Below are 23,787 nucleotides of genomic sequence, written 5' to 3'. Positions count from 1 at the left end.
CCGTCAGCTTAACGCCAGCAGCTGACGGGTATACTCCTGTTGCGGAGCGGTAAACACGCGTTCGCACTCACCCTGCTCGACGACCTCTCCCTGCCGCAGCACCATTACCTGATGACAAAGCGCACGCACGACGCGCAAATCATGGCTGATGAAAATATAGGCCAGCTGATGCTTTTGCTGTAGCGCCTTCAGCAGCGTCAGAATTTGCGCCTGCACGGTTTTATCCAACGAAGAGGTGGGCTCATCCAGCACGATTAGCTGCGGTTTGACGACCAGCGCCCTGGCGATAGCGATGCGCTGGCGCTGTCCGCCGGAGAAAGCGGCAGGGTAGCGATGCCGGGATTGCGGATCGAGACCGACCTCCTGCATCGCCTGAATCACCGCCTGCTCTCGCTCGGCCGGCGTGAGCGTTGGCTGATGGACGCGTAATCCTTCTTCAATAATTTGCAGAACGTTAAGCCGTGGGTTTAGCGATGAGTTGGGATCCTGAAAGACTACCTGCATGCGTCGACGCAGCGGCAGCATCTGCCGACGGCTGCGCCCCTGAAGCGTCTCGCCGTCAAAGACGATTGCGCCTTCAGAATGAATCAGGCGCAGCAGCGCCAGCCCTGTAGTACTCTTGCCCGATCCGGATTCGCCGACCAGACCCAGCGTTTCTCCCGCGCGCAATTGAAAGCTGAGGGCGTTAACCACGCGATTATGATCGACCACCCGCCGCAGAAGCCCTTTGCGGATCGGAAAGGCGATACTTAAGTTTTCCGCCCGCAGTAATTCTGGCGCATCCGGCGCGAGGGGCACGGGATCGCCCGACGGCTCGCTGTCCAGCAGGCGGCGGGTGTAAGGGTGTTCGGCTGCGGAGAATAGTGCCCGGCAGCCGTTTTGCTCCACGCAGCGGCCGTTCTGCATCACCGCGACGCGATCGGCAAGCTGACGAACGATGCTCAGGTTATGGGTGATAAATAGCAGCCCCATATTTAACTCTTGCTTGAGTTCGCGCAGCAGCGCGAGGATTTGCGCCTGTACCGACACATCCAGCGCGGTCGTGGGTTCGTCGGCGATGAGCAGCTCCGGACGAGTCAACAGCGCCATGGCGATCATTACCCGCTGGCGTTCGCCGCCGGAGAGCTGGTGCGGGTAGTCGGCCAGACGCCGCGGCGCATTGCGGATCCCAACGCGATCCAGACAGTCGAGGATCTCTCCGCGCGCCGCTTCTTTACGCATCCCGCGATGCAAAGAGAGCACTTCGTAGAGCTGTTTTTCGAGGGTATGCAGCGGATTGAGTGAAACCATCGGCTCCTGAAAAATCATCGCGATGCGGTTGCCGCGCACGCCGCGCAGCGTATGTTCATCGGCGTGTAGCAGCGACTGACCGTGAAAGCGGATATCCCCTGTGGGGTAGCTGACCGGCGGCGAGGGCAGCAGCCGCAGTATCGACAGCGCGGAAACGCTCTTACCGGAGCCGGATTCGCCCACCAGCGCCAGGGTTTCACCGACCGCAATGCGTAGCGACAGCTCGCTGACCACGGTGGTGGTTTCCCCCTGCTGGCGAAAGGCGATGGAAAGGTTGTCGATATCTAACAGAGGTTGCGTCATGCTACACCGCCTTGCTTGGGTCAAAAGCGTCGCGAACCGCTTCACCGATAAAAATCAATAACGTCAGCAGGAGCGCTACCGACAGAAAGGCGGCGATGCCCAGCCACGGCGCCTGAAGATTATTTTTACCCTGCAACAGCAGCTCGCCCAGCGAAGGAGAGCCCAGCGGCAGGCCGAAGCCGAGGAAGTCCAGCGAGGTCAGAGTCGTAATCGAACTGCACAGAATAAACGGCAGGAAGGTCAGGGTGGCGACCATAGCGTTAGGCAGCATATGGCGCAGAATAATGGCGCGATCGCTAACGCCGAGCGCCTGCGCGGCGCGGATATAATCATAGTTGCGGGTGCGCAGAAACTCGGCGCGGACGACCCCGACCAGCGTCATCCAGCCGAACAGCACGGTAATGGCCAGCAGCCACCAGAAATTGGCCTGCACGACGCTCGAAAGCAGGATAATCAGAAACAGGGTCGGCATCCCCGACCAGACCTCGATAAAGCGCTGTCCCCAGAGGTCAATCTTTCCGCCGTAATATCCCTGAACGGCGCCGGCCATCACCCCCAGCACGCTGGAGAAGAAGGTCAGCAGCAGGCCAAAGAGAATGGAAATGCGCGTGCCGTACAGAATACGCGCCAGCACGTCGCCGCCGTTGGCATCGGTGCCCAGCCAGTTCAGCCTTGACGGCGGCGAAGGGAAGGGGGTTTCGGTGGCGAAATTAATGGTCGTTGCGCCGAAGCGAACCGGCGCCCACAGGGCCCAGCCGTTATCGTCCAGCCGTTTTTGCAGCCACGGGTCCTGATAGTCGGCGGCAGTAGCAAAGCGGCCGCCGAAGGTGCTCTCGCTATAGTTTTTTAATAACGGTACGTAGAGACTGCCGCGGTACTGCACCAGCAGCGGTTTATCGTTAGCAATCAGCTCGGCGCACAGGCTGCAGGCGAAAATGACTAAGAATAACCAAAGCGACCAGTAGCCGCGGCGGTTGTGGCGAAAGCGCGCCCAGCGGGCCTGATTGACGGGACTGAAAAATGACATTAGCGGCCCTCAAAATCGATACGCGGATCGACCAGCGTATAGCTGATGTCGCTGATGATATTCAGCAGCAGGCCAATCAGGGTAAAAATATACAGCGTGCCGAACATGACCGGGTAATCACGAGATACCGTAGCTTCATAGCCCAGCAGCCCCAGTCCGTTCAGCGAGAACATCACTTCAATCAGCAGCGAGCCGGTAAAAAACATGCTGATAAAGGTGGCCGGGAAACCGGCGATCACCAGCAGCATCGCGTTGCGAAATACGTGGCCCCACAGGATCTGCTTTTCGCTAACGCCCTTTGCGCGAGCGGTGACGACGTACTGCTTGCGAATTTCGTCGAGAAAGCTGTTTTTGGTGAGCATGGTGAGGGCGGCAAAACCGCCGATCACCGTGGCCAGCACCGGTAGGGTGATATGCCAGAGATAGTCGAGGATTTTTTGATACCACGGCAGGCTGTCGAAGTTGGCTGACACCAGCCCGCGCAGCGGAAAGAGATCGAAATAGCTGCCGCCGGCAAAGATGACGATCAACAAAATGGCGAACAGAAAGGCCGGGATCGCATAGCCGATAATAATCAGCGTACTGCTCCAGACGTCAAAATGACTGCCGTTGCTGACCGCTTTGCGGATCCCCAGCGGGATCGACACCAGATAGATGATGAGCGTGCTCCACAAGCCCAGCGAGATAGAGACCGGCAGGCTGTCCCCGATCAGCTGCACGACCGATGAGCTGCGAAACAGGCTGTCGCCAAAATCAAAGCGCAGGTAGTCGCCGAGCATTTTAAAATAGCGCTCGTGGAGAGGCTTATCAAAGCCGTAGCGGTGGGTTATCTCGGCGATGACTTCCGGGTCCAGCCCGCGCCCACCTCGATAGTGGCCGTCGCTGATGTTGCTGACGCCGGTACGCGCATGGCTGGCAGCCATCCCGCCGTCTCCGGCTCCGGGCAGACCGCCGCGATCGCCGAACTCTATCGCCGCGATCGCTTGATCGACCGGGCCGCCGGGAGCGATCTGCACAATGAAAAAGTTAATGGTGATAATCGCCCACAGGGTGGGGACGATGAGCAGTAGTCGGCGGAGCAGATATGCACCCATCTTAATTCCTTAACGTCTGTCCGCGGGAAGTCTGACCGCTTTGTTGGCGTCGTACCACCAGTTTTCGAAACCGGATGAGTAAATCGCGCGAGTCTTCGGGAAGGAGAATTTATCCCAGTAGGCGGTGCGATCCTGCGCCATATACCACATCGGCAGCATGTAATAGTTCCAGGTCAGCACGCGGTCGAGGGCCCGGCCCAGCGGCAGCAGTTTTTCCTTGTTGCCCTGCCAGCGAATGATCTGCGCAATAAGCTGGTCGACGGCCGGGCTTTGAACCCCTGAGGCGTTATAGCTGGAATTAATATATTCCGAATCCCAGGAGATTTGCAGGCCGGTGTCGGGCCAGGGCGACGCGCGCCAGACGTTTGGCATCATGTCGTAATCCCGGCTGCGCTTGCGGTTACTGTACTGGGAGTTATCGACCTGGCGAATGTCCATAACGATGCCGAGCCGCTGAAGATTGTGCTGAAAGGGCAGTACCCAGCGATCGCTGCTGCCGGAAGGGAGCAGCAGCTCAAAGCGTAACGGTTTGCCGCTCTGCGCGTTTACCCGCCGCTGGTTTTTCACTATCCATCCCGCCTGGTTGAGGATGGCATCCGCTTTGAGTAAATTCTCCCGCGCAAAACCATCGCCGCTGGAAACCGGCGGCCGGTAAATCTGCGTGAAGACTTCGGCCGGGATCTCTTTTTTCAGCGGCGTCAGCAGGGCGAGCTCGTCGGCATCAGGATAATCGCGCGCCGCGTATTCGGTATTCTGAAAGAAGCTGTTGGCGCGGCTGTAGGAGTGATAGAACAGCGCCTTATTCATCCATTCAAAATCAAAGGCGAGGGTGATGGCCTCGCGAATCCGGCGATCGGCAAATATCGGGCGCTGAATGTTAAAGGCCAACCACTGGGTATTTTGCGCCGAGGTATTGGTGTATTCGTCTTTAACAATATAGCCGTGGCTAAAGTTGCGCCCGACGTAGCGGGTCGCCCAGTTTTTGGCGACGTTCTCTTCCCGACGATCGACGGCGCCGGCCTTAAAGGCTTCGAAGGCGACATTGTCATCAAGGTAATAATCGTAGCGTAGCGTATCGAAATTCCAGCGCCCGCGGTTGACCGGTAAATCAGCGGCCCAGTAGTCCTTCACGCGGGAATAGGTGATGTACTGGCCCATGCGCCAGGCGGTAATGCGGTAGGGGCCGCTGGCCAGCGGTGGAGCGGAGAGCGGGTCGCTGAGTTTATGCTTTTTCCAGAATTTTTCCGGCATCACCGGTAGCGTCATCAGGCTAAGCATGTTCTCTTTGCCTGGTTTGGCTAACTCAATGCGAACGGTTAGCGGGGCGATAGCTTTAACGGTAGTGCCTTTATAATAGAGACGAAACTGCGGCACCCCTTCGGTCATAAACTTCTGGAAGGTAAAAGCGACATCGCTGGCGGTGATGGGACTGCCGTCGTGATAGCGGGCGTGCGGATTGAGCGTAATCTCCATCCACGAAAAATCATCGGCATAGCGCGTATGCTCGGCAATCAGCGGGTAGTAACTGCCGGGCTCATCGTCAGAGGTGGTGAACAGCGTATCGTATAGCGCTTCGGTTCGAATACCCGGATTACCGCGCAGGGCGTAGCGGTTGAAATTATCAAAGGTACCGATAGCCGCAAGGGTAATCGCGCCGCCTTTAGGCGCGGCGGGATTCACATAATCGTAGTGGTCAAAACCCGCGGCGTACTTCGGCTGGCCGATAATCGCGAACGTATCGCTCGTCAGAATAGTTTGCGCCCGGCTGTGCAGGCTAAATAAGGTCAGCAGTATCAGGCTGATGCGGGCAAACATAACCAGGGTATCGTCCTCCAATGACAGGCCTGAAGTGGCCTGACCTCTGATAGCAAATAATAAAGGACACTTAGCGGGTTGGGAAATATTTCGCCGGCTGCGCGTGGGCGGCGATCAGCGCTTCCAGCGTCAGCGGGCGACTTAACCAGTAGCCCTGCAAAAAGTTTACGCCATGATCGCGCAGCCATTCCGCCTGTTCCTGCGTTTCCACGCCTTCGGCAACGGTAGCGAGCTTCAGGCGGCGGCTTAGAGTGATGACGGCATCGAGCACCGGCGAGGTCACGGTCTCCGTCCCGATAGCCTGTACGAAGCCGCGATCAATCTTCAGGTAATCAAAGCTAAAGCGCTCCAGATAGATGAGCGCGCTATGGCCGGTACCAAAATCATCAATCGCGATTTCAAAACCCTGCTCGTGCAGCCAGTCGAAGTTCTCTAATGAACGATTTTTATCGATCATCGCGCGCTCGGTGATCTCCAGTACCAGCTTAAAGTGGTCGGCTGGCATGGCGGCGGCGAAGTGCTTAAGGTCCTGCTGAAAGCTCTCTGCGTGCAGATGAAGGGGGGAAATATTGATCCCAAGCTTGATCCCTGCGGGCAGGAGCGTCTGCAAAACAGGCGCATCGTGCGCAATCAGTTTTAAGAGGTGGCGAGTAAGCGGAATGATGATCTGCTGGGTTTCCGCAAGATTAATAAAGACGTCAGGGGGGATCTCTCCGGCCACCGGATGTTTCCAGCGCATCAGTACCTCAACGCCGCTGATCTGCAACGTTTCTGATTTCACCACCGGCTGATAGACCAGGTAAAACTGATCGTTTTTGATCGCCAGCAGCAGCTCCTTTCGCGGGTCTGATTTTATCGTGAGAATGTAATAGCTTAACAGTCCGGCCAGCAGCCCGCAAACCACCCCCAGCAAAAGGGCAAACTGCGTATTCTCCGCCAGCCAGCTGTTAGCATAGAGATAGATTTTCAACGGTAAACCCTCAATCTGCGTCTGGCGAATAGGCGGCGAGAGCAGGGTCTGCGGGTCGATAAGCTTGTTGCTGAAGGTCGAGATCGCGGTGTGCTTAATGGACAGCGCCAGGCCGCTGAAATCATTCTGCCGTGAGGAGTAGAGTATATAGGGTGTCAGATTCGCATTGATCGAGACAAAAACGCCGTCTTTACCGCCGTGCGGGCTACGAACCCACATCGCCAGCGCCGCGCTTTTCGGCATCATGGGCGTACCGGGAAGGATCGCCATATCCACCGCTTGAGTGATATCCAGCTGTGGAATGAGCTGGTTAAAAGGTGTGTTCATTGCACCGGTGGCGGAGGAGCAAAACGCAATACCATTTTTAACCAGCAGGAAAGCGCGTACGTTTGGGCTGAATGCCGCATGGGCGGTTAATCCGGAATCGATATTTTCGCAGGGCTGACTCACCAGCGGCTGTAGTCCCGCAATCGTCTGGTCTAAATCGTGAAAATAGCCCGTCAGATAAGCATGAACATTGTTGATGATAACGTCGAAACGCTCCGCGCGGTTGTGATAGATCACCATAAACTGGATGCTACCGGCCAGCAGGGCGACGGCTATGCCAACGCATATGCTGGTTAGCCAGATTTTTCGCCGGGGAGAGAGGTGACGGGTAGGCATAGGCTCCAGGCAGTCCGTGTGGTTGATTCGCGCAATGCGCTAACAGAAACATGCTTTTTCTGTCGTCGCTTCAAGAGATAGCCTATTTTACGAAGTTTATTGGCTGGCGAGTAAAAAAAAAACACTGCTTCAGCAGTGTTTTATTTCTTCCGTTGGCCAAGGGAATAACCAACGGCAGAAGAGATTACGAGCGGCTCAGAACGCGTCGCGCTTCGTTATAGCGCTTTTTCCAGTACGGCTCATCCATGCTGGAAATCGTCACACCGCTGCTGGTGGAAGCATGAACAAACTGGTTGTTGCCGATGTAGATGCCTACATGACGGCCCGTTGAACCCGCACGGAACAGTACTAAATCACCGGTACGCAGCTGTGAACGGCTGATGGATTTTCCGGAATCCTGCTGCTCAGAAGTCGAACGCGGCAGCTCCAGGCCAAACTGTTCACGGAAAGTACGCTGCACAAAGGCGGAACAATCAATGCCTTTGCGAGTACTGCCGCCGAGGCGGTAACGCACGCCCTTCCAGCTGGCATATTGATCCATCAAACGGGACTTAACGTCCAGGTTGCGGACCATGGTTTCAAATTCATCCTGAGAGGCTTGCAGTGATGATAAATCGCCACTACCCACAGCAAGCGTCTCAGAATGCATATTTCTGGCGGTACTATTTGAACTACACGCGGAAAGCAGAACCGCAACTGCAATCGCGGGGGCGACCCGCAAGATATATCTCAAAATCGGCTGAGATTTGACCATGCTGTGTGTTATCCCTTGTTGTCCTTAACGACAATGTCGTTATAAAAAATGCCAAACGTGTTAGAGCCTAATTACCTGGTCGCAATGAGACAATTCCGTAAGCATAAAATTGTGGCCTGACGCACAAATTTATTCATTATCTGAATTGATGTTGCTGGAGAGGCAAAACGAGATTGAGGTTACCCGATCGAACGGGGGATGGCGAGCGGTTTTGCGCATTTTCTTATAAGTATTTTTGCGACAAAAAGTGAATCATCGGCAAAGGCCAAAATAGCGGCAGGGATGGGTAAAAAATATGCAATTTACTCATTTTTAACAGGATTAATGTGACAGCAAGATGATAGCGGGTGAGAAAGAGTGAGATGATAAAAAAAGGGACCCAGAACGATCCCTTATGAATGATATTAATTAATTGTAAAGATCACTTTAAATTTTCGTTCTTCCGCCGGGGAGGTAACGTTCAAATAAAGTAATCACTTTATCGCTCAGTGGGGTCATCAACACCCAGGGAGCGCCAATGAGCACGGCCGTTAATGATCCGACGGCAATATCGGTAAACCAGTGCGCGCCGATCATCACCCGCGGGAAAGCGAACACCACAAAGATAACCAGCGCAATAGCGAAGGCGCGACGGCCAAAATAGCGCCACATGAAAGAGGCAAAAATCAGCAGCATCATGCCGTGATCGCCCGGGAAGCTGTCTTTAGACGCATCTTTAGTCGGAAAGGAGATGACATCGCTGACTTTAGTGATATCGGTGAACGAGAGCGAAGGGCTGGCTCGCTTCACCGGCATCAGGTGCTGGGCCAGCTGATTGATAATGACGGCAGCCAGCAGCATCACCAGGCCGATGATAATCACCCGGCGGCGTCCGGCGCTCTGTTCTTTAAACCAGAAGCTCAGCATCAGGCTGCCCATCGCCAGCAGCGAACAGGCGTCAAACGCGCGGTTGTTGATAACCGCCAACAGCCAGGTGTAAGCGGTGTTGACGCCGACCAGGTGGTTAAAGAAATAGAAAATCGCCGCGTCCAGCGGAGCCCAGAAACCATGGTTAACCGGAAGATACCATGAACAGAAAAGCGCTATACCTGCCGCGTTTAACAGCAGGATGAGGGGAATTCGATTTTTAATCATAACTATCGCGTGTTGTGTAAAACGACGGCAACCATAGCCGCCCTAAGTTAAACGAATCTTCAACAAAGAGGCCTGAAGAGCATTCCAGTCCGTTTCTGTATCGGCTATCAGCTCAATACGGCTATCGGGCGGGGCAACGTTTTGCGTCTCAATATGCAGATCGAGCTGCTGGCGATTGATACGAACCAGCCCTTCGGCAATACGCATGACGCCTTTAACTCGTCCAACCGGCGCCAGGCGCGCCCATTCAAGCAGAGCGACGGTATCGAAGACGGTTTCAGCGTCAAAAATCCAGCCGCAGGCGTGATAGCCCTGAGCGCTATTGAGGCTACGACGCCAGCGCTGGTGCGCGGGAAGGCTAAGCGCGGCAAGGCCTTTTTTCTGCCCGTGGTCGTGCGCATGCCCGACCCCTGCGGGTAGCGGCGCCAGATTGCGGCGCGGCAAATCAAGCAGCGCCGGGTCGATATTACCTTGGCTAGCGCTGACGCAGCGACGCTCACCTGCGTACGCCTCACGCCAGGCGACAAAAGCGCGCTGGCTCTCCTCCGTCGAGCGGTCGGCTTTATTGCTGACAATAACGTCAGCGGCAGCCAGCTGGTCGCGAAAGTTTTCGTTGCTCACGACTTTTTCGTCCAGCAGCTGACGCGGATCCAATATGCACAGGGTGGCGCGCAGATCGATCCACGGCGCGTAGACCGGCGCGGTCAGCATATCGAGGATCTGTTTAGGATGGCCTAGTCCGGTGGGTTCTATCAGCAGACGGTCAGGTTTGCCCTGGCGCAGCAGGGTGTTGAGCCCAACCTGCATCGGCAGGCCGTTAACGCAGCACATGCAGCCGCCGGGGATCTCTTTCAGCAGCGCGCCGCTTTCCGCCAGCAGCGCGCCGTCAATGCCCACTTCGCCAAACTCGTTGACCAGTACGGCCCATTTTTCATTTGCGGGCTTATTGGCCAGCAGGTGCAGAATGGAAGTGGTCTTACCGCTGCCGAGAAACCCCGTGATCAAGTTGGTTTTGGTCACTTTTTCTCCAGGATAAATGTAATGTTGTAACAGTTGAGGCTATCCTGACGAAAAAAAGGGGAAAAGAGAAGCGTTAACGCGGACAGAAAGGCGCTCCGTCCGCTTAAAGGCAGAAATTGTTAATCATTCAGCGCGGCGGCGACGGCCTGGCGCGCGCCAAAAGCGGCGAGCTGATGCCACGCGGCGGTGACATCAGCGACGAACTGCGGATTCTGCGGCAGGTCGCGGCCGAAGATCTCCTCAAGCGTAAGCAGCGCCGCTACGCGTTGTCGCTCATCGCTGGTGGCAACGAGGTGGTGTATTTTATCGGCCAGCGGATCGCGAATATCAATGACGGCTCCGGCGTCATCCACGCCGCTAACATAGCGCATCCAGCCAGCGACGCCCAGCGCCAGTAGCGGCCAGCGGCTCTCTTGCGCAAGATGGACGCGAATCCCGTCAAGCATACGTTGCGGCAGCTTCTGGCTACCGTCCATGGCGATTTGCCAGGTGCGGTGCTTCAGCGCCGGGTTGCTGAAGCGTTCGATCAGGCTGTCAGCGTATGCCGACAGATCAACGCCCTGAATGGATAGCGTCGGCGCCTGTTCATCAACCATCAGCCGGTATGCGGCGCTGTGAAAAATCGGATCCTGCATGCAGTCGCTAATATGCGCATGGCCCGCCAGGTAGCCAAGCCAGGCGAGGAACGAGTGGCTACCGTTGAGCATCCGCAGCTTCATCTGCTCCCACGGTAAAACGTCGTCGGTCATCTGAACGCCCGCCGTTTCCCAGTCCGGGCGACCGGCCACGAAGTTATCTTCAATAACCCACTGAATAAAGGGTTCGCAGCTGATGGCGCAGGGATCTTCTACGCCCAACGCGGCGCGAATTTCCGCCAGCGACTCCTCGGTGGCGGCTGGTACGATGCGATCAACCATGGTGCCGGGGAAGCTGACGTGCTCAGCAATCCACTGTGCCAGCTGCGGATCGCGTTTTTCAGCCATGCCCAGCACGGCGTTTTTCACTACATGTCCATTATCAGGGATATTGTCGCAGGAGAGCACGGTAAAGGGTGACAGCCCTCGCTGACGGCGGCGCGCCAGCGCTTCAACCAGTATTCCAGGAACCGATTGCGGCAAAGTCGGGTTTTGCAGATCGTGAATAATACGCGGCTGCGTCATATCCAGCAGGCCGCTGGCGGGGTCGATGCAGTAGCCTTTTTCGGTAATGGTCAGAGAGACAATCGCCACCTGCGGTTCACAAAATTTCTCAATAATAGCGGCGAGCGAATCGAGTTTAGCGTTCAGACATTCATGCACGGCGCCGACAACAATTGGCTGGCTGCCCTCAGCACCTTTTTCCAGCACGGTAAACAGGTGGTTTTGCTGGCGAAGCTGGCTCATCAGCCGATCGCCGCTGAACAGGCTAATCTCACAAATCCCCCAGTCTCCGCCGCTGGCGTTAAGCACCCGATCGGTGAGTAGCGCCTGATGCGCGCGATGAAAAGCGCCAAAGCCGAAATGCACAATACGCGAGCGCAGCTGGCTGCGGTCATAATGAGGGAGCTGTACGCCTTCCGGCAGCGTGGCCGTCGCAATGGTAGTCATTCTTAATACACCTGATTAACCGATAATTAACATCTCTAGTGTAAAGTTATATGACAGCAAATTAAATTGGTGAGCCTTGTTTATCCGCTTAGTGTGAGCTTGATCAAGCAATCGAGCACTGTTTAGCGAAGATCCTGCTAACAGGGGCGGGAAATTAGCGATAATTTCGCCGCTATTGGTATGACAACTTTGGGTGGCTTTGTAGGGGATAGCCTGGCGATGATGAAGGGCCAACAGCCGTATGGCGCGCATTAAGAAGCAAAAAGACAGCCATTGACTGTCTTTTGCATTTTGCACTGACTTTAAAGGCTGGATTTAGTCCGCGCGGCCCATGTAGCGGCTCTCTTCGATATGAATACGAATGCGCTCGCCCGCGCTGAGGTATTCCGGCACCTGAACGACCAGGCCGGTGCTGAGGGTAGCCGGTTTGTTGCGGGCGCTGGCGGATGCGCCTTTGATGCCCGGCGCCGTCTCAATAATTTCCAGATCCACGGTCTGCGGCAGTTCCAGCGCCAGCAGTTGGCCGTCCCAGGTCAGAACCTGCATGTCAGGCATGCCGCCTTCCGGCATAAACAGCAGCTCTTCTTCGATTTGCTCTTTGGTGAAGATATACGGGGTGTAATCTTCTTTATCCATAAAGACATATTCATTGCCATCGATATAGGAGAAGTCAACGAAGCGGCGGGTCAGGGTAACGGTATCGACAATGTCGTCGCCTTTGAAGCGCTCTTCCACTTTCAGGCCGGTGCGCACATCGGAGAAACGCATTTTGTACAGCGTCGCTGCGCCGCGGGCGCTCGGTGACTGAATATCAATATTTTTAACAATCAGCAGTTTGCCGTTGTAATTCAGCACCATACCTTTCTTAATTTCATTCGCTCTTGGCATTGCAGTAATCCTGTCACTTAAAGGGTCGAAAATATCGCGTAAAACTACTCGCGCCGGGCCTTTCAGGCAAGCGGAATTCGTGTGTTTTGCTATCTTCGGGTAAAACGTTTAGGCTGGGCCGCAAAAGCCTATCGGAAGAGTCGATTATGGAATGCCGCCCTGAATGCGGAGCTTGCTGTATCGCTCCTTCTATCTCCAGCCCTATCCCGGGTATGCCGCAGGGCAAACCGGCAAATACCCGCTGTATACAGCTTTCGGACAATAACCTGTGCGCGATTTTTGGCTCGCCGTTGAGGCCCAAAGTGTGCGCCAGCCTGAAGCCGGAAGCGGAGATGTGCGCCACAAATCGCGAAGAAGCCATGATCTGGCTTCTTCATCTTGAGCTGAGCACTTCGTGACGTCGGAAGCCCGCACGGACACCCTTTATACGTCTTTAATGCGCCACAGACAGGCCTGAGTGGCGAGGCCCATCACCAGCGCAATCCAGAATACGGCGTGATAGCTCCAGACTTCCGCAACGACCCCCGCCAGCGAACCGGCAATAATCCAGCCAACGCGGATAGTATTGGTATAAAGGGTCGTGGCCGCACCGGCCTGGCCTGGCATCAGGTCCTGAAAATAGAGCATACCGATCCCGGCCAGAATGCCGATAAAAATAGCATTCAGCACCTGCAGGGCCAGCAGTAGTGCCGGGGTGTGTACGGTTAGCATGCCGACATAGAACAGCACCCCGGCAACCGCAGAGATCTGCATCAGGAAACGCTTACCGAAACGTTTGGCGTAGTAACCCGCAATCAGCATGGTCGGGATTTCCAGCCCGGCGGCGGTGCCCATCATTAATCCCGCCAGTTTTTCAGGTAAATGCAGCTCATTAATAATGAACAGCGGCATGTTAATGATGTACAGGCTGTTAATTCCCCACATCAGCGTACAGATGATAAACAGCAGCAGCGCGTCGCGGCGGTTGGTGCGCGGCGCTTCAAGATGTCCCGTCACCACCTTCGGCTCTTTGCGCATGCTGGGGAGAAAAAACCAGACTATCGCGCCGCAGACCACGAAGGCAATCGCCGCGCTGAGGTACATCACCGTAAAGCCGAAACCCATCGCCAGCGCGTAGGCCAGCGGCGGGCCGATGACCCATGCCAGCGAAACCTGAGCGCGCAGGATCGAGCTGAACATGACCGCCTCGCGGCCCGTTTTGTCCGCATGTTCGCGGGCGAGGGCAAACATCTGCGGGTTCGCGGTGGAACCAAAGCTGCTGAGGAAAACGCCGACGAAGAGCAAAATAAAGTAGTTACGATTCCACGCGAAGAGCACGCAGGCCAGCACGCCCATCAGGCAGCAGAAGACGATCAGCTGCTTGCGGTCGCCTTTGCGATCTGAGCGCCCGGCGAGAAACTGGCTCACCAGAATGCCGATCACCGCGCTGCCGGTAAAAAAGAAGCCGACCATCGCCGGTCGTACGTGAACTTCGTCAGTCAGGAACAGGCTCAGGGTAGGCGTTTGTAGCGCCCCGGCAATGCCCGTCAGGAAGGCGACGATCAGGAAGGCGGAAGAGGTTAAATCGAACCCGCGTCGTGGCAGGGCGGCGCTACTGTTTTGCATGTCGGCTTTCATCGGTTTCAGGAGTCGCGGAGTTTACGCCGTCAGTCAGATAATGAACAGTACCAGGGCACGAATAAATCAAAAAGACGTTTCAAAATTTTGCTTCAGCAAAATGCTGAAGTTCTGGCGGGTTTGTCATCACCTCGTCAGCAAAAGTGTGCTGTATCTCTAACTTCTGTTATCGGGAGAGTAACTTTTCTTGCGCGCTGACTAATAAAGGTACAGACTTCTTGAAACGTTTCAGCGTCATCGGGAGATTCTCCGGCAGTCAGGTGACGCATTTTTTCTCAAAGTAGCTGAAACGATTCAATTCAGCAGGAGAGGAGAACCATGTTCCAGTTATCTGTGCAGGATATTCATCCCGGTCAGCAGGCCGGTAATAAAGAAGAGGCTATTCGTCAGGTTGCCTCCGCGCTGGTTAGCGCGGGCAATGTGGCTGAAGGGTACATCAACGGGATGCTGGCTCGCGAGCAGCAAACCTCCACTTTCCTTGGCAACGGTATTGCGATTCCGCACGGCACCACCGACACGCGCGATCAGGTGCTGAAAACCGGCGTTCAGGTTTATCAGTTCCCGCAGGGCGTGACCTGGGGCGAAGGGCAGACCGCCTACGTCGCTATCGGTATCGCCGCCAGTTCGGATGAACACCTTGGGCTGCTGCGTCAGCTGACCCATGTGCTGAGTGACGACTCGGTTGCTGAACAGCTAAAGTCCGCCACCACCGCTGAAGAGCTGCGCGCCCTGCTGATGGGTGAAAAGCAGAGCGAAGCGCTGAAGCTGGATAACGAAACGCTGACCCTGGACGTGGCCGCCAGCGATCTGCTGACCCTGCAGGCGCTCAACGCCGCGCGGCTGAAAGAAGCGGGCGCCGTCGATGCTTCCTTTGTTAGCCATGCGATTAATGACAACCCGCTGAACCTCGGCCAGGGCATCTGGCTGAACGACAGTCCGGAAGGCAACCTGCGTAGCGCCATTGCGGTGAGCCGCGCGGCCAACGCCTTTATTCGCGATGAGCAGCCGGTTTCCCTGCTGATCACCGTGGCGATGGCCGATGACCAGCCGACGGCGGTCCTTAATCGCCTGAGCAATTTGCTGCTGGACAAAAAAGCTGACCGTTTGCTGAAGTCCGATGGCGCAACGCTGCTGGCGCTGCTGACCAGCGACGATGCGATTGCTGAAGATGTTCTCAGCGCTGAATACGTTATCCGCAACGAGCACGGGCTGCACGCGCGTCCCGGCACGATGCTGGTGAATACCATTAAACAATTTTCCAGCGACATTACGGTCACTAACCTCGATGGTTCGGGCAAGCCGGCAAACGGCCGCAGCCTGATGAAAGTCGTGGCCCTGGGCGTGAAAAAAGGTCACCGCTTGCGCTTCACCGCGCAGGGTGAAGATGCGCAGCAGGCGCTGGATGCGATTGGCGAAGCGATCGCCGCAGGCCTTGGGGAGGGCGCATAAATGAGCAGACGTGTCGCAACGATTACTTTAAACCCGGCCTATGACCTGGTGGGTTTTACCCCGGAAATTGAACGCGGTGAGGTTAACCTTGTTCGCACGACCGGCTTGCACGCCGCAGGGAAGGGGATCAACGTTGCAAAAGTGCTGAAAGATCTCGGTATCGACGTCACCGTGGGCGGTTTTCTCGGTAAAGATAATCAGGATGGCTTTCAGCAACTGTTCAGTGAGCTGGGCATCGCTAACCGTTTTCAGGTCGTTCAGGGCCGTACCCGTATTAACGTCAAGCTGACTGAAAAAGATGGCGAAGTGACCGACTTCAACTTCTCCGGCTTTGAAGTCACGCCGGGTGACTGGGAGCGTTTTGTTAACGACTCCCTGAGCTGGCTGGGCCAGTTCGATATGGTCTGCGTGAGCGGCAGCTTACCTTCCGGCGTAAGTCCGGAAGCGTTCACCGACTGGATGACCCGCTTGCGCAGCCAGTGCCCGTGCATCATTTTTGACAGCAGCCGCGAAGCGCTGGTTGCCGGTCTTAAAGCGGCGCCGTGGCTGGTTAAACCTAACCGTCGTGAGCTGGAAATCTGGGCGGGTCGCAAGTTACCTGAAATGAAGGATGTGATTGAGGCCGCTCATGCGCTGCGCGAGCAGGGGATTGCCCACGTGGTGATCTCCCTTGGCGAAGAAGGCGCCCTGTGGGTTAACGCCTCCGGCGAGTGGATTGCCAAGCCGCCTTCAGTGGAAGTGGTTAGCACCGTTGGCGCGGGCGATTCAATGGTTGGCGGCCTGATTTACGGACTGCTGATGCGTGAGTCCAGCGAGCATACGCTGCGCCTGGCAACGGCCGTCGCCGCGCTGGCGGTGAGTCAGAGCAATGTCGGTATTACCGATCGTACCCAGTTGGCCGCAATGATGGCGCGCGTCGACTTACAACCCTTTAATTAACAGCAGGAGAGGCATAATGAAAACGCTGCTGATTATTGATGCCGGGCTCGGACAGGCCCGTGCCTATATGGCGAAGACCCTGTTAAGCACCGCGGCGCAAAAAGCGCAACTTGAACTGATTGATAACCCAAACGACGCTGAGCTGGCGATTGTGCTGGGCGCGACGCTGCCAGCTGACAGCGCGCTGAACGGCAAAAAGGTTTATCTCGGCGATATTAATCGCGCCGTTGCTCACCCGGAACTATTCCTCGGGGAAGCCAGGAACCATGCCACGCCATATGCCGCTCCGGCTGCTACAGCTTTACCGGCGGCAACTCATGGTCCGAAACGCATTGTGGCGGTCACTGCCTGCCCGACCGGCGTCGCGCACACCTTTATGGCGGCGGAAGCGATTGAAACCGAAGCCAAAAAACGCGGCTGGTGGGTGAAAGTTGAAACTCGCGGCTCCGTGGGTGCGGGTAATGCCATCACTCCTGAAGAGGTTGAGCAGGCGGATCTGGTGGTTGTCGCGGCTGATATCGAAGTGGATCTGGCGAAATTTGCCGGCAAGCCGATGTATCGCACCACTACCGGTCTGGCGCTGAAGAAAACCGCTCAGGAGCTGGATAAAGCCGTTGTTGAAGCGAAACCATATCAGCCTGCGGGTAAATCCCAGGCCGCGGCAGAAGGCAAAAAAGAGTCCGCGGGCGCCTATCGTCATCTGCTGACTGGCGTATCGTATATGCTGCCGATGGTGGTAGCGGGCGGCCTGTGTATCGCGCTCTCCTTCGCTTTTGGTATCAAAGCCTTTGAAGTAAAAGACACTCTGGCCGCCGCGCTGATGCAAATTGGCGGGGGATCAGCCTTCGCGCTGATGGTACCGGTACTGGCGGGCTTTATTGCCTTCTCCATCGCTGACCGCCCTGGCCTGACGCCAGGTCTTATCGGCGGTATGCTGGCGGTTAGCACCGGATCTGGCTTTATCGGCGGTATTATCGCCGGCTTCCTTGCCGGTTACGTGGCGAAAGCGATCAGTACCAGGCTGAAACTGCCGCAAAGTATGGAAGCGCTGAAACCGATCCTCATCATTCCGCTGGTTTCCAGCCTGATCGTGGGTCTGGCAATGATTTACCTGATTGGTAAACCCGTTGCCGGAATTCTCGAAGGCCTGACCCACTGGCTACAAACTATGGGGACGGCGAACGCGGTTCTGCTCGGTGCAATTCTCGGCGGTATGATGTGTACCGACATGGGCGGCCCGGTGAATAAAGCAGCTTACGCCTTTGGTGTTGGTCTTCTGAGTACCCAAACCTATGCCCCGATGGCGGCCATTATGGCGGCAGGTATGGTTCCACCGCTGGCGCTGGGCCTGGCGACGCTGATTGCGCGTAAAAAGTTTGACAAAGCGCAGCAGGAAGGCGGTAAAGCCGCACTGGTTCTCGGCCTGTGCTTTATCACCGAAGGAGCAATTCCTTTTGCCGCTCGCGATCCGATGCGCGTCCTGCCTTGCTGTATCGTTGGCGGCGCGGTGACCGGTGCGATGTCCATGTGGGTTGGCGCGAAACTGATGGCGCCGCACGGCGGTCTGTTCGTCCTGCTGATCCCTGGCGCGATTACCCCGGTGCTCGGATATCTGATGGCGATTGTGGTCGGTACGCTGGTCGCAGGCCTTTCCTACGCGGTGCTGAAACGTCCTGAAGTTCAGGTGGAAGAAAAAGTCGCCTGATCGACGGTGTTACACGCAAAAGGGCAGAGTCTTCTCTGCCCTTTTTTTATGCCGTATCCGCCCTCTGCTTAACCCGCCATATGTGCTCTCCTTCGCATTTTTAAGCTGTTTAAAAACCATACTAGCCAAATTTTGTGATTCTCTTCATGTTCATATGAAATCCCTCTGGCGGACCCCTTTACTTTAAAACCAATCTGCTTAACATAAACATATGTTCAAATTAAAACATGTGTTTAATGAGGGGGTTCAGAATGGGCGTATGATTATTTACTGATATTCAAACATTCCACTGCCAAAGCGTTTTTGTATGCTGGAGGGTATTTTTATGCCTGAAAATGATTACGTTGTAATTATTGGATCGGCAAATATGGATGTTGCTGGTTATTCCCATGTATCGCTGAACTATGCTGATTCTAACCCCGGAAAAATAAAATACACTCCCGGTGGAGTGGGGCGGAATATTGCGCAGAATATTGCTTTATTGAATAAACCATCCTGGCTACTGTCGGTTGTCGGAGATGATTTCTATGGCCACTCCCTATTAAAACAAACGGCTCAGTCCGGCGTTCATGTCGATAAATGTCAGATCGTCCACGGCGAGGGGACATCGAGCTATTTATCGCTGCTCGATAATACCGGTGAAATGCTGGTGGCGATTAATGATATGAGTATCACCGAGCATATTACGCCAGCCTTTTTAAGCCAGCACCGGGATTTTATTCGCAGCGCTGCGGTCATCGTCGTTGACTGTAATATCAGCGAATCGGCGCTGGCCTGGTTGATGGAAAATAGCGGCCCGACACCCATTTTTGTTGACCCGGTCTCTGCCTGGAAGTGCGTGAAAATCAGCCAGCATCTGGGGCGTATCCACACTCTGAAACCGAACCGAATTGAAGCTGAAACGCTGAGCGGAATTGCGCTTTCCGGCACTGATGACGTCGCGCGCGTTGCCGACTGGTTTCACCAGCGTGGCCTGCGGCGCCTGGTGCTGAGCATGGGGGGGGACGGGGTTTACTTCAGCGAGAAAGACGGCGAGCGCGGCTGGTCAGCGCCGTTAAAAACCCAGGTAGTCAACGTCACCGGCGCCGGTGACGCCATGATGGCCGGTTTGGCCTGCTGCTGGCTCGACGGCTGTTCATTTTCGCAAGCGGTGAAGTTTGCTCAGGGATGCTCTTCTCTGGCGCTCTCATCGGAATTCACCAATAACCCTGAATTATCTTACGCCAACGTAAAAAAGGTAGTGGAGAACGAACATGTCTGAATTAAATATTTCCTCTGAATTATTACAGGTTTCTGCGGAAGTTCAGCAGGCATTAAAGAATAACCAACCCATAGTCGCGCTGGAGTCGACTATTATTTCTCACGGAATGCCGTTTCCAGAAAATGCGCAGACCGCGCTGGAAGTCGAAGAAACGATTCGCCGTCAGGGAGCGGTGCCGGCAACAATTGCGATTATTCATGGCGTTATGAAAGTTGGCCTGAGCCGCGAAGAAATTGAATTGCTCGGTCGTGAAGGACATAACGTTACCAAAGTCAGTCGCCGTGATTTACCTTTTGTTGTCGCCGCAGGATTAAATGGCGCGACCACCGTGGCTTCTACCATGATTATTGCCGCCATGGCCGGGATAAAAGTCTTCGCGACCGGCGGTATTGGCGGTGTGCACCGCGGAGCAGAGCATACTTTTGATATTTCCGCCGATTTACAGGAGCTGGCCAATACCAATGTTACCGTAGTTTGTGCCGGCGCAAAATCTATTCTCGACCTTGGATTAACCACCGAATATTTAGAAACGTTTGGCGTTCCGCTTATTGGCTATCAAACTTCGGCGCTCCCGGCATTTTTCTGTCGAACCAGTCCGTTTGACGTCAGTATTCGCCTGAATAGCGCTAAAGAAATCGCTAAAGCGATGGCGGTGAAATGGCAGTCGGGCCTGAACGGGGGGATGGTGGTGGCGAACCCGATACCGGAACAGTTTGCGATGCCGGAAGCGAAAATCAACGCCGCCATCGATCAGGCGGTGAAGGAAGCGGAAGAGCAGGGTGTGGTGGGTAAGGAGAGTACGCCGTTCCTGCTGGCCCGCGTAGCGGAGCTAACCGGCGGAGATAGCCTGAAATCCAATATTCAGCTGGTCTTCAATAATGCCGTGCTGGCCTGCGAGATTGCCAAAGAGTATCAGCAGATCGCCTGACGACAGTAGCGGGCTGTTTGCGGTTGCCCGCCCCGATATCAAATATACCGAAAGCCTGGCCTGACGCCGGGTTTTCCTCCAGGTAAGGATATCATTATGGACATCATGAGAAGTCTTTTGGGGATGGTGGTATTGCTGGCCATCGCCTTTGCGCTGTCAGTAAATAAAAAACGCATCAGTATCAGAACCGTAGGGGCCGCGCTGCTGCTGCAGATCGTGATTGGCGGAGTGATGCTCTATTTCCCGCCGGGCAAGTGGCTGGTGGAACAGGCGGCGCTCGGGGTACATAAAGTCATGTCCTACAGCGACGCCGGAAGCGCGTTTATTTTTGGATCGCTTGTCGGTCCGAAAATGGATGTGCTGTTTGACGGCGCGGGTTTTATCTTCGCCTTCCGCGTGCTGCCCGCCATCATTTTTGTCACCGCGCTGATAAGCCTGCTTTACTACCTCGGCGTGATGGGGCTGCTGATCCGGATTCTCGGCGGTATCTTCCAGAAAGCGCTGAATATCAGCAAGATTGAGTCCTTTGTCGCCGTGACCACCATCTTTCTTGGCCAAAATGAGATCCCGGCGATCGTCAAACCCTTTATCGACCGTCTCAACCGCAATGAGCTGTTTACCGCCATTTGTAGCGGGATGGCGTCGATCGCCGGGTCGATGATGATCGGCTATGCCGGCATGGGCGTACCGATCGATTATCTGCTGGCTGCTTCACTGATGGCTATTCCCGGCGGGATTCTATTTGCTCGTATGCTGAGCCCGGCAACCGAAGCCTCCCGGGTCACTTTCGATAATCTCTCCTTCACCGAGACGCCGCCGAAAAGCATTATCGAGGCGGCAGCATCCGGGGCGATGACAGGGCTGAAAATTGCCGCCGGGGTGGCAACGGTGGTGATGGCGTTTGTGGCGATCATCGCGTTGCTGAACGGTATTATCGGCGGCATTGGCGGCTGGTTTGGCTACGGTCACGCCACGCTGGAGGGTATTTTCGGTTTCCTGCTCGCGCCTCTGGCGTGGATTATGGGCGTTGACTGGAGCGATGCGACGCTGGCGGGAAGCCTGATTGGCCAAAAGCTGGCGATAAACGAATTCGTCGCCTACCTCAACTTTTCGCCTTATCTGCAAACCGGCGGTACCCTGGACGTGAAAACCGTTGCGATTATCTCGTTTGCGCTGTGCGGTTTCGCCAACTTTGGCTCAATAGGTGTGGTTGTCGGGGCATTTTCGGCTATTTCACCGCAGCGCGCGCCGGAAATTGCTCAGCTTGGGCTGCGCGCTCTGGCGGCGGCCACGCTCTCTAACCTGATGAGCGCCACCATTGCCGGGTTCTTTATCGGTCTGGCATAAAACAGCGCGCGCACCGCGCCTGCGGTGCGCGATGCTATAGGCTGGGAAGTAAATTGAGCGCGTTATCAACGGATAAAGAAGGGTTGTTGATGCTGTCGCTGGCGCGGGTAATGGCGGTGCAGGCCATGGCGAAAGCGACGCTCTCTTTGAAATCGCTGCCGTCAAGATAGCTATAAAGCAGCCCGGCCATCAGCGCATCGTCGGCGCCAAAGCTGTCTATCGTGGTATGGCCCGGTAGCTTCATCTGAAAACGTTCACCGCCGGCTTCGCTACAGAAAACGGAATCGTCTTCCGAGCAAATTACCACGCGCCGCGTTCCCCTTTCATGCAGCCAGGCTAACGCGCGATCGCGATCGGCCTCGTTTTCAATGGGTTCTCCCCAGAGGATCTGCAGTTCGCGCAGCGTCGGCTTGAGGGTATGGATCTTTCCCAGCCACGGGCGAATGCGGTGCGCTTTAAACTCCGACACGGTATCAACAAATACCGGAATAGCGTTGGCCAGCGTAAATACCCACTCCAGCAACGGCTCCGTTAAATTACAATCGACCAGGATGACGCCGGCATGGGTCAGCAGATCCCGATATTGATTCAGCAGCTGCGGGGTGAGCGACTGTAAGATATGCGTATCGTTAATCGCCAGCACCGTCTCTTCCTGCGGATTGGCGATGGAGAGATAGGTGGCGGTATTGTGACCGTGCAGGCGGATACAGCTTTGCACGTTAACCCCGGCTTGTCGGGTCTGCTCAAGCAACGTTTCGCCGTAAAAGTCGCTGCCGACGGCGGAAATCAGATGCACATCGCGGCCCAGCAGCGCCAGATTATGCGCGATGTTCCGCGCCACTCCGCCGGCGGAGCACTGGATATTGCCCGGGTTGGAGACCGGTTGGGGATAATGAATATCGGCAATGCCGCGGATATCCATATTCACCGCGCCCAGCGAGACGCAATACTCCTGCTCGGTAAGGATGTAGCCTTTGCCCTTGATGGCCCCCTTACGCGTGAGGTCCATAATATGCGCGGCTACGCGGGAGCGGCTAATCTGCAGAATATCGGCAATCTCATGCTGCTGAATCAGCGGATTGCGCCGCAAAATTTTGAGGATCTGCTTTTCCCTGTCGTTCATATCAGACCACGGCCTCTTCCGTCTGCTGCGCCCGCAGCCAGGCGATCTCTTCCGCCCAGATATCAGGATTGATCGTTTCCAGGATCAGCGGGATACCGTCAAAGCGGCTATCCTGCATTATCCAGCGGAAGGCATCGTGGCCGATATTGCCTTCACCCAGGCTGTGGTGGCGGTCAACGCGGCTGCCGAACGTGCTTTTCGCATCGTTCAGATGCATACCGCGCAGATACTGAAAACCGACAATCCGTTCAAAATCAGCGAAGGTTTTTTCACACTCTTCGGCGCTACGCAGGTCGTAGCCGGCGGCGAAGGCGTGGCAGGTATCAATGCACACGCCGACGCGCGATTTATCTTCCACGCCATCGATGATGGCTGCCAGATGTTCAAACTTAAACCCCAGGTTACTGCCCTGGCCGGCGGTGTTTTCAATGACCGCCGTCACGCCTTCGGTTTTGGCCAGCGCGATGTTAATGGACTCGGCAATGCGCGCCAGGCATTCGTCTTCTGGAATTTGCTGCAGATGACTACCCGGATGAAAATTGAGCAGCGTCAGGCCGAGCTGCTGGCAGCGGGAGAGTTCATCAATAAAGGCATCGCGGGATTTTTCCAGCGCGTCCGCAACCGGATGGCCGAGGTTAATCAGATAGCTGTCGTGCGGCAGAATTTGTCCCGGGCCGAAATGATGCTTCTCGCAGGCGGCTTTAAATTCAGCAATGGTGTCGTCGCTCAAAGGCGCGGCGCGCCACTGGCGCTGGTTTTTGGTGAAGAGGGCAAATGCGGTCGCGCCGATTTCGGCTGCGCGAATGGCGGCATTGGCTACGCCGCCGGAGGCGCTGACGTGCGCTCCAATGTATTTCATAAAAAAACTCCAGTT

Annotated in this window: 20 protein-coding genes; 7 read left to right on the top strand and 13 right to left on the bottom strand. The window is 55.6% G+C overall.

What is annotated here, in order from left to right; all coding sequences use genetic code 11:
* Positions 1-3: 3 nt before the first annotated feature.
* From yejF to yeiP, 10 genes are all read right to left on the bottom strand, one after another.
* On the bottom strand, positions 4-1,593 hold the full coding sequence (gene yejF / locus ABLV75_RS08305; protein ID WP_004103950.1) for a microcin C ABC transporter ATP-binding protein YejF: 1,590 nt from the start codon (positions 1,591-1,593) through the stop codon (positions 4-6).
* A gap of 1 nt (position 1,594) precedes the next feature.
* Positions 1,595-2,620, bottom strand: a complete 1,026-nt coding sequence (locus ABLV75_RS08300) for a microcin C ABC transporter permease (protein ID WP_004103948.1) — start codon at positions 2,618-2,620, stop codon at positions 1,595-1,597.
* Positions 2,620-3,714, bottom strand: a complete 1,095-nt coding sequence (locus tag ABLV75_RS08295; RefSeq protein WP_004103946.1) for a microcin C ABC transporter permease YejB — start codon at positions 3,712-3,714, stop codon at positions 2,620-2,622. Before ABLV75_RS08295 ends, ABLV75_RS08300 begins: the two co-directional genes overlap by 1 nt.
* 9 nt (positions 3,715-3,723) lie before the next feature.
* Positions 3,724-5,529 (bottom strand): extracellular solute-binding protein, encoded by a 1,806-nt coding sequence (locus tag ABLV75_RS08290; RefSeq protein ID WP_032704881.1) that lies wholly within the window; start codon positions 5,527-5,529, stop codon positions 3,724-3,726.
* A 70-nt stretch (positions 5,530-5,599) separates the two neighbouring features.
* Entirely contained in the window at positions 5,600-7,162 is a 1,563-nt protein-coding gene (locus ABLV75_RS08285; RefSeq protein WP_004103944.1) for a cyclic di-GMP phosphodiesterase, read from the bottom strand.
* A 184-nt stretch (positions 7,163-7,346) separates the two neighbouring features.
* The gene (mepS, locus tag ABLV75_RS08280) at positions 7,347-7,916 is read right to left on the bottom strand and encodes a bifunctional murein DD-endopeptidase/murein LD-carboxypeptidase (protein WP_004103943.1); all 570 of its coding nucleotides are present in this window, start codon (positions 7,914-7,916) and stop codon (positions 7,347-7,349) included.
* Positions 7,917-8,342: 426 nt separating this feature from the next.
* Positions 8,343-9,056, bottom strand: coding sequence for a phosphatase PAP2 family protein (locus tag ABLV75_RS08275; RefSeq protein ID WP_024274498.1), 714 nt, complete (start codon positions 9,054-9,056; stop codon positions 8,343-8,345).
* Positions 9,057-9,092: 36 nt separating this feature from the next.
* Complete coding sequence (locus ABLV75_RS08270; RefSeq protein WP_004103941.1) at positions 9,093-10,070, bottom strand: GTP-binding protein; 978 nt, start codon at positions 10,068-10,070, stop codon at positions 9,093-9,095.
* Between the two features lie 119 nt (positions 10,071-10,189).
* Positions 10,190-11,656 (bottom strand): fructuronate reductase, encoded by a 1,467-nt coding sequence (locus tag ABLV75_RS08265; RefSeq protein ID WP_004103940.1) that lies wholly within the window; start codon positions 11,654-11,656, stop codon positions 10,190-10,192.
* 315 nt (positions 11,657-11,971) lie between these two features.
* Positions 11,972-12,544 carry an elongation factor P-like protein YeiP gene (gene yeiP, locus ABLV75_RS08260; protein WP_004103935.1) on the bottom strand — a complete coding sequence of 191 codons (573 nt, stop codon included), beginning with the start codon at positions 12,542-12,544 and terminating at the stop codon, positions 11,972-11,974.
* Between the two features lie 146 nt (positions 12,545-12,690).
* Here yeiP and ABLV75_RS08255 point away from each other — a divergent pair, with 146 nt between their 5' ends.
* Entirely contained in the window at positions 12,691-12,942 is a 252-nt protein-coding gene (locus ABLV75_RS08255; protein WP_004103933.1) for a YkgJ family cysteine cluster protein, read from the top strand.
* A 25-nt stretch (positions 12,943-12,967) separates the two neighbouring features.
* Here the strand turns inward: ABLV75_RS08255 and setB are convergent, their stop codons facing one another.
* On the bottom strand, positions 12,968-14,149 hold the full coding sequence (gene setB, locus ABLV75_RS08250) for a sugar efflux transporter SetB (RefSeq protein ID WP_032704880.1): 1,182 nt from the start codon (positions 14,147-14,149) through the stop codon (positions 12,968-12,970).
* A gap of 330 nt (positions 14,150-14,479) precedes the next feature.
* On the opposite strand from setB, the gene fruB reads away from it, so the two are divergent.
* From fruB to ABLV75_RS08220, 6 genes are all read left to right on the top strand, one after another.
* Positions 14,480-15,610 carry a fused PTS fructose transporter subunit IIA/HPr protein gene (fruB, locus tag ABLV75_RS08245; protein ID WP_004103929.1) on the top strand — a complete coding sequence of 377 codons (1,131 nt, stop codon included), beginning with the start codon at positions 14,480-14,482 and terminating at the stop codon, positions 15,608-15,610.
* Positions 15,611-16,549 (top strand): 1-phosphofructokinase, encoded by a 939-nt coding sequence (gene fruK, locus ABLV75_RS08240; RefSeq protein ID WP_004103928.1) that lies wholly within the window; start codon positions 15,611-15,613, stop codon positions 16,547-16,549. It abuts the gene before it with no gap.
* 16 nt (positions 16,550-16,565) lie between these two features.
* Complete coding sequence (fruA, locus tag ABLV75_RS08235) at positions 16,566-18,254, top strand: PTS fructose transporter subunit IIBC (RefSeq protein WP_004103925.1); 1,689 nt, start codon at positions 16,566-16,568, stop codon at positions 18,252-18,254.
* 325 nt (positions 18,255-18,579) lie between these two features.
* Positions 18,580-19,515 carry a pseudouridine kinase gene (locus ABLV75_RS08230; RefSeq protein WP_004103923.1) on the top strand — a complete coding sequence of 312 codons (936 nt, stop codon included), beginning with the start codon at positions 18,580-18,582 and terminating at the stop codon, positions 19,513-19,515.
* Entirely contained in the window at positions 19,508-20,443 is a 936-nt protein-coding gene (locus ABLV75_RS08225) for a pseudouridine-5'-phosphate glycosidase (RefSeq protein ID WP_004103922.1), read from the top strand. Before ABLV75_RS08230 ends, ABLV75_RS08225 begins: the two co-directional genes overlap by 8 nt.
* A 96-nt stretch (positions 20,444-20,539) precedes the next feature.
* Positions 20,540-21,790 carry a NupC/NupG family nucleoside CNT transporter gene (locus tag ABLV75_RS08220; protein ID WP_004103919.1) on the top strand — a complete coding sequence of 417 codons (1,251 nt, stop codon included), beginning with the start codon at positions 20,540-20,542 and terminating at the stop codon, positions 21,788-21,790.
* 34 nt (positions 21,791-21,824) lie between these two features.
* Here ABLV75_RS08220 and ABLV75_RS08215 read toward each other — a convergent pair whose 3' ends face one another.
* Positions 21,825-22,913: a sugar kinase gene (locus ABLV75_RS08215; protein ID WP_004103916.1), complete on the bottom strand. Its 1,089-nt coding sequence runs from the start codon at positions 22,911-22,913 to the stop codon at positions 21,825-21,827.
* A 1-nt stretch (position 22,914) separates the two neighbouring features.
* Complete coding sequence (gene nfo / locus ABLV75_RS08210) at positions 22,915-23,772, bottom strand: deoxyribonuclease IV (RefSeq protein ID WP_004103914.1); 858 nt, start codon at positions 23,770-23,772, stop codon at positions 22,915-22,917.
* Positions 23,773-23,787: the final 15 nt, after the last annotated feature.

The organism is Klebsiella sp. CN_Kp066, assembly GCF_040065135.1.
In the GTDB taxonomy this organism is placed as follows: domain Bacteria; phylum Pseudomonadota; class Gammaproteobacteria; order Enterobacterales; family Enterobacteriaceae; genus Klebsiella; species Klebsiella oxytoca.
Note: the sequence above shows the minus strand (reverse complement) of the source record. Positions and strands in the feature narration are given on the sequence as shown.

Bases quoted from the DNA above. Each gene is read 5' to 3' on its own strand.
- ABLV75_RS08295 (WP_004103946.1), bottom strand. From the start codon at position 3,714: ATGGGTGCATATCTGCTCCGCCGACTACTGCTCATCGTCCCCACCCTG.
- fruA (WP_004103925.1), top strand. From the start codon at position 16,566: ATGAAAACGCTGCTGATTATTGATGCCGGGCTCGGACAGGCCCGTGCC.
- ABLV75_RS08300 (WP_004103948.1), bottom strand. From the start codon at position 2,620: ATGTCATTTTTCAGTCCCGTCAATCAGGCCCGCTGGGCGCGCTTTCGC.
- nfo (WP_004103914.1), bottom strand. From the start codon at position 23,772: ATGAAATACATTGGAGCGCACGTCAGCGCCTCCGGCGGCGTAGCCAAT.
- yeiP (WP_004103935.1), bottom strand. From the start codon at position 12,544: ATGCCAAGAGCGAATGAAATTAAGAAAGGTATGGTGCTGAATTACAAC.
- ABLV75_RS08220 (WP_004103919.1), top strand. From the start codon at position 20,540: ATGGACATCATGAGAAGTCTTTTGGGGATGGTGGTATTGCTGGCCATC.
- fruK (WP_004103928.1), top strand. From the start codon at position 15,611: ATGAGCAGACGTGTCGCAACGATTACTTTAAACCCGGCCTATGACCTG.
- ABLV75_RS08290 (WP_032704881.1), bottom strand. From the start codon at position 5,529: ATGTTTGCCCGCATCAGCCTGATACTGCTGACCTTATTTAGCCTGCAC.
- ABLV75_RS08225 (WP_004103922.1), top strand. From the start codon at position 19,508: ATGTCTGAATTAAATATTTCCTCTGAATTATTACAGGTTTCTGCGGAA.
- mepS (WP_004103943.1), bottom strand. From the start codon at position 7,916: ATGGTCAAATCTCAGCCGATTTTGAGATATATCTTGCGGGTCGCCCCC.
- ABLV75_RS08285 (WP_004103944.1), bottom strand. From the start codon at position 7,162: ATGCCTACCCGTCACCTCTCTCCCCGGCGAAAAATCTGGCTAACCAGC.
- yejF (WP_004103950.1), bottom strand. From the start codon at position 1,593: ATGACGCAACCTCTGTTAGATATCGACAACCTTTCCATCGCCTTTCGC.
- ABLV75_RS08215 (WP_004103916.1), bottom strand. From the start codon at position 22,913: ATGAACGACAGGGAAAAGCAGATCCTCAAAATTTTGCGGCGCAATCCG.
- setB (WP_032704880.1), bottom strand. From the start codon at position 14,149: ATGCAAAACAGTAGCGCCGCCCTGCCACGACGCGGGTTCGATTTAACC.
- fruB (WP_004103929.1), top strand. From the start codon at position 14,480: ATGTTCCAGTTATCTGTGCAGGATATTCATCCCGGTCAGCAGGCCGGT.
- ABLV75_RS08265 (WP_004103940.1), bottom strand. From the start codon at position 11,656: ATGACTACCATTGCGACGGCCACGCTGCCGGAAGGCGTACAGCTCCCT.
- ABLV75_RS08230 (WP_004103923.1), top strand. From the start codon at position 18,580: ATGCCTGAAAATGATTACGTTGTAATTATTGGATCGGCAAATATGGAT.
- ABLV75_RS08255 (WP_004103933.1), top strand. From the start codon at position 12,691: ATGGAATGCCGCCCTGAATGCGGAGCTTGCTGTATCGCTCCTTCTATC.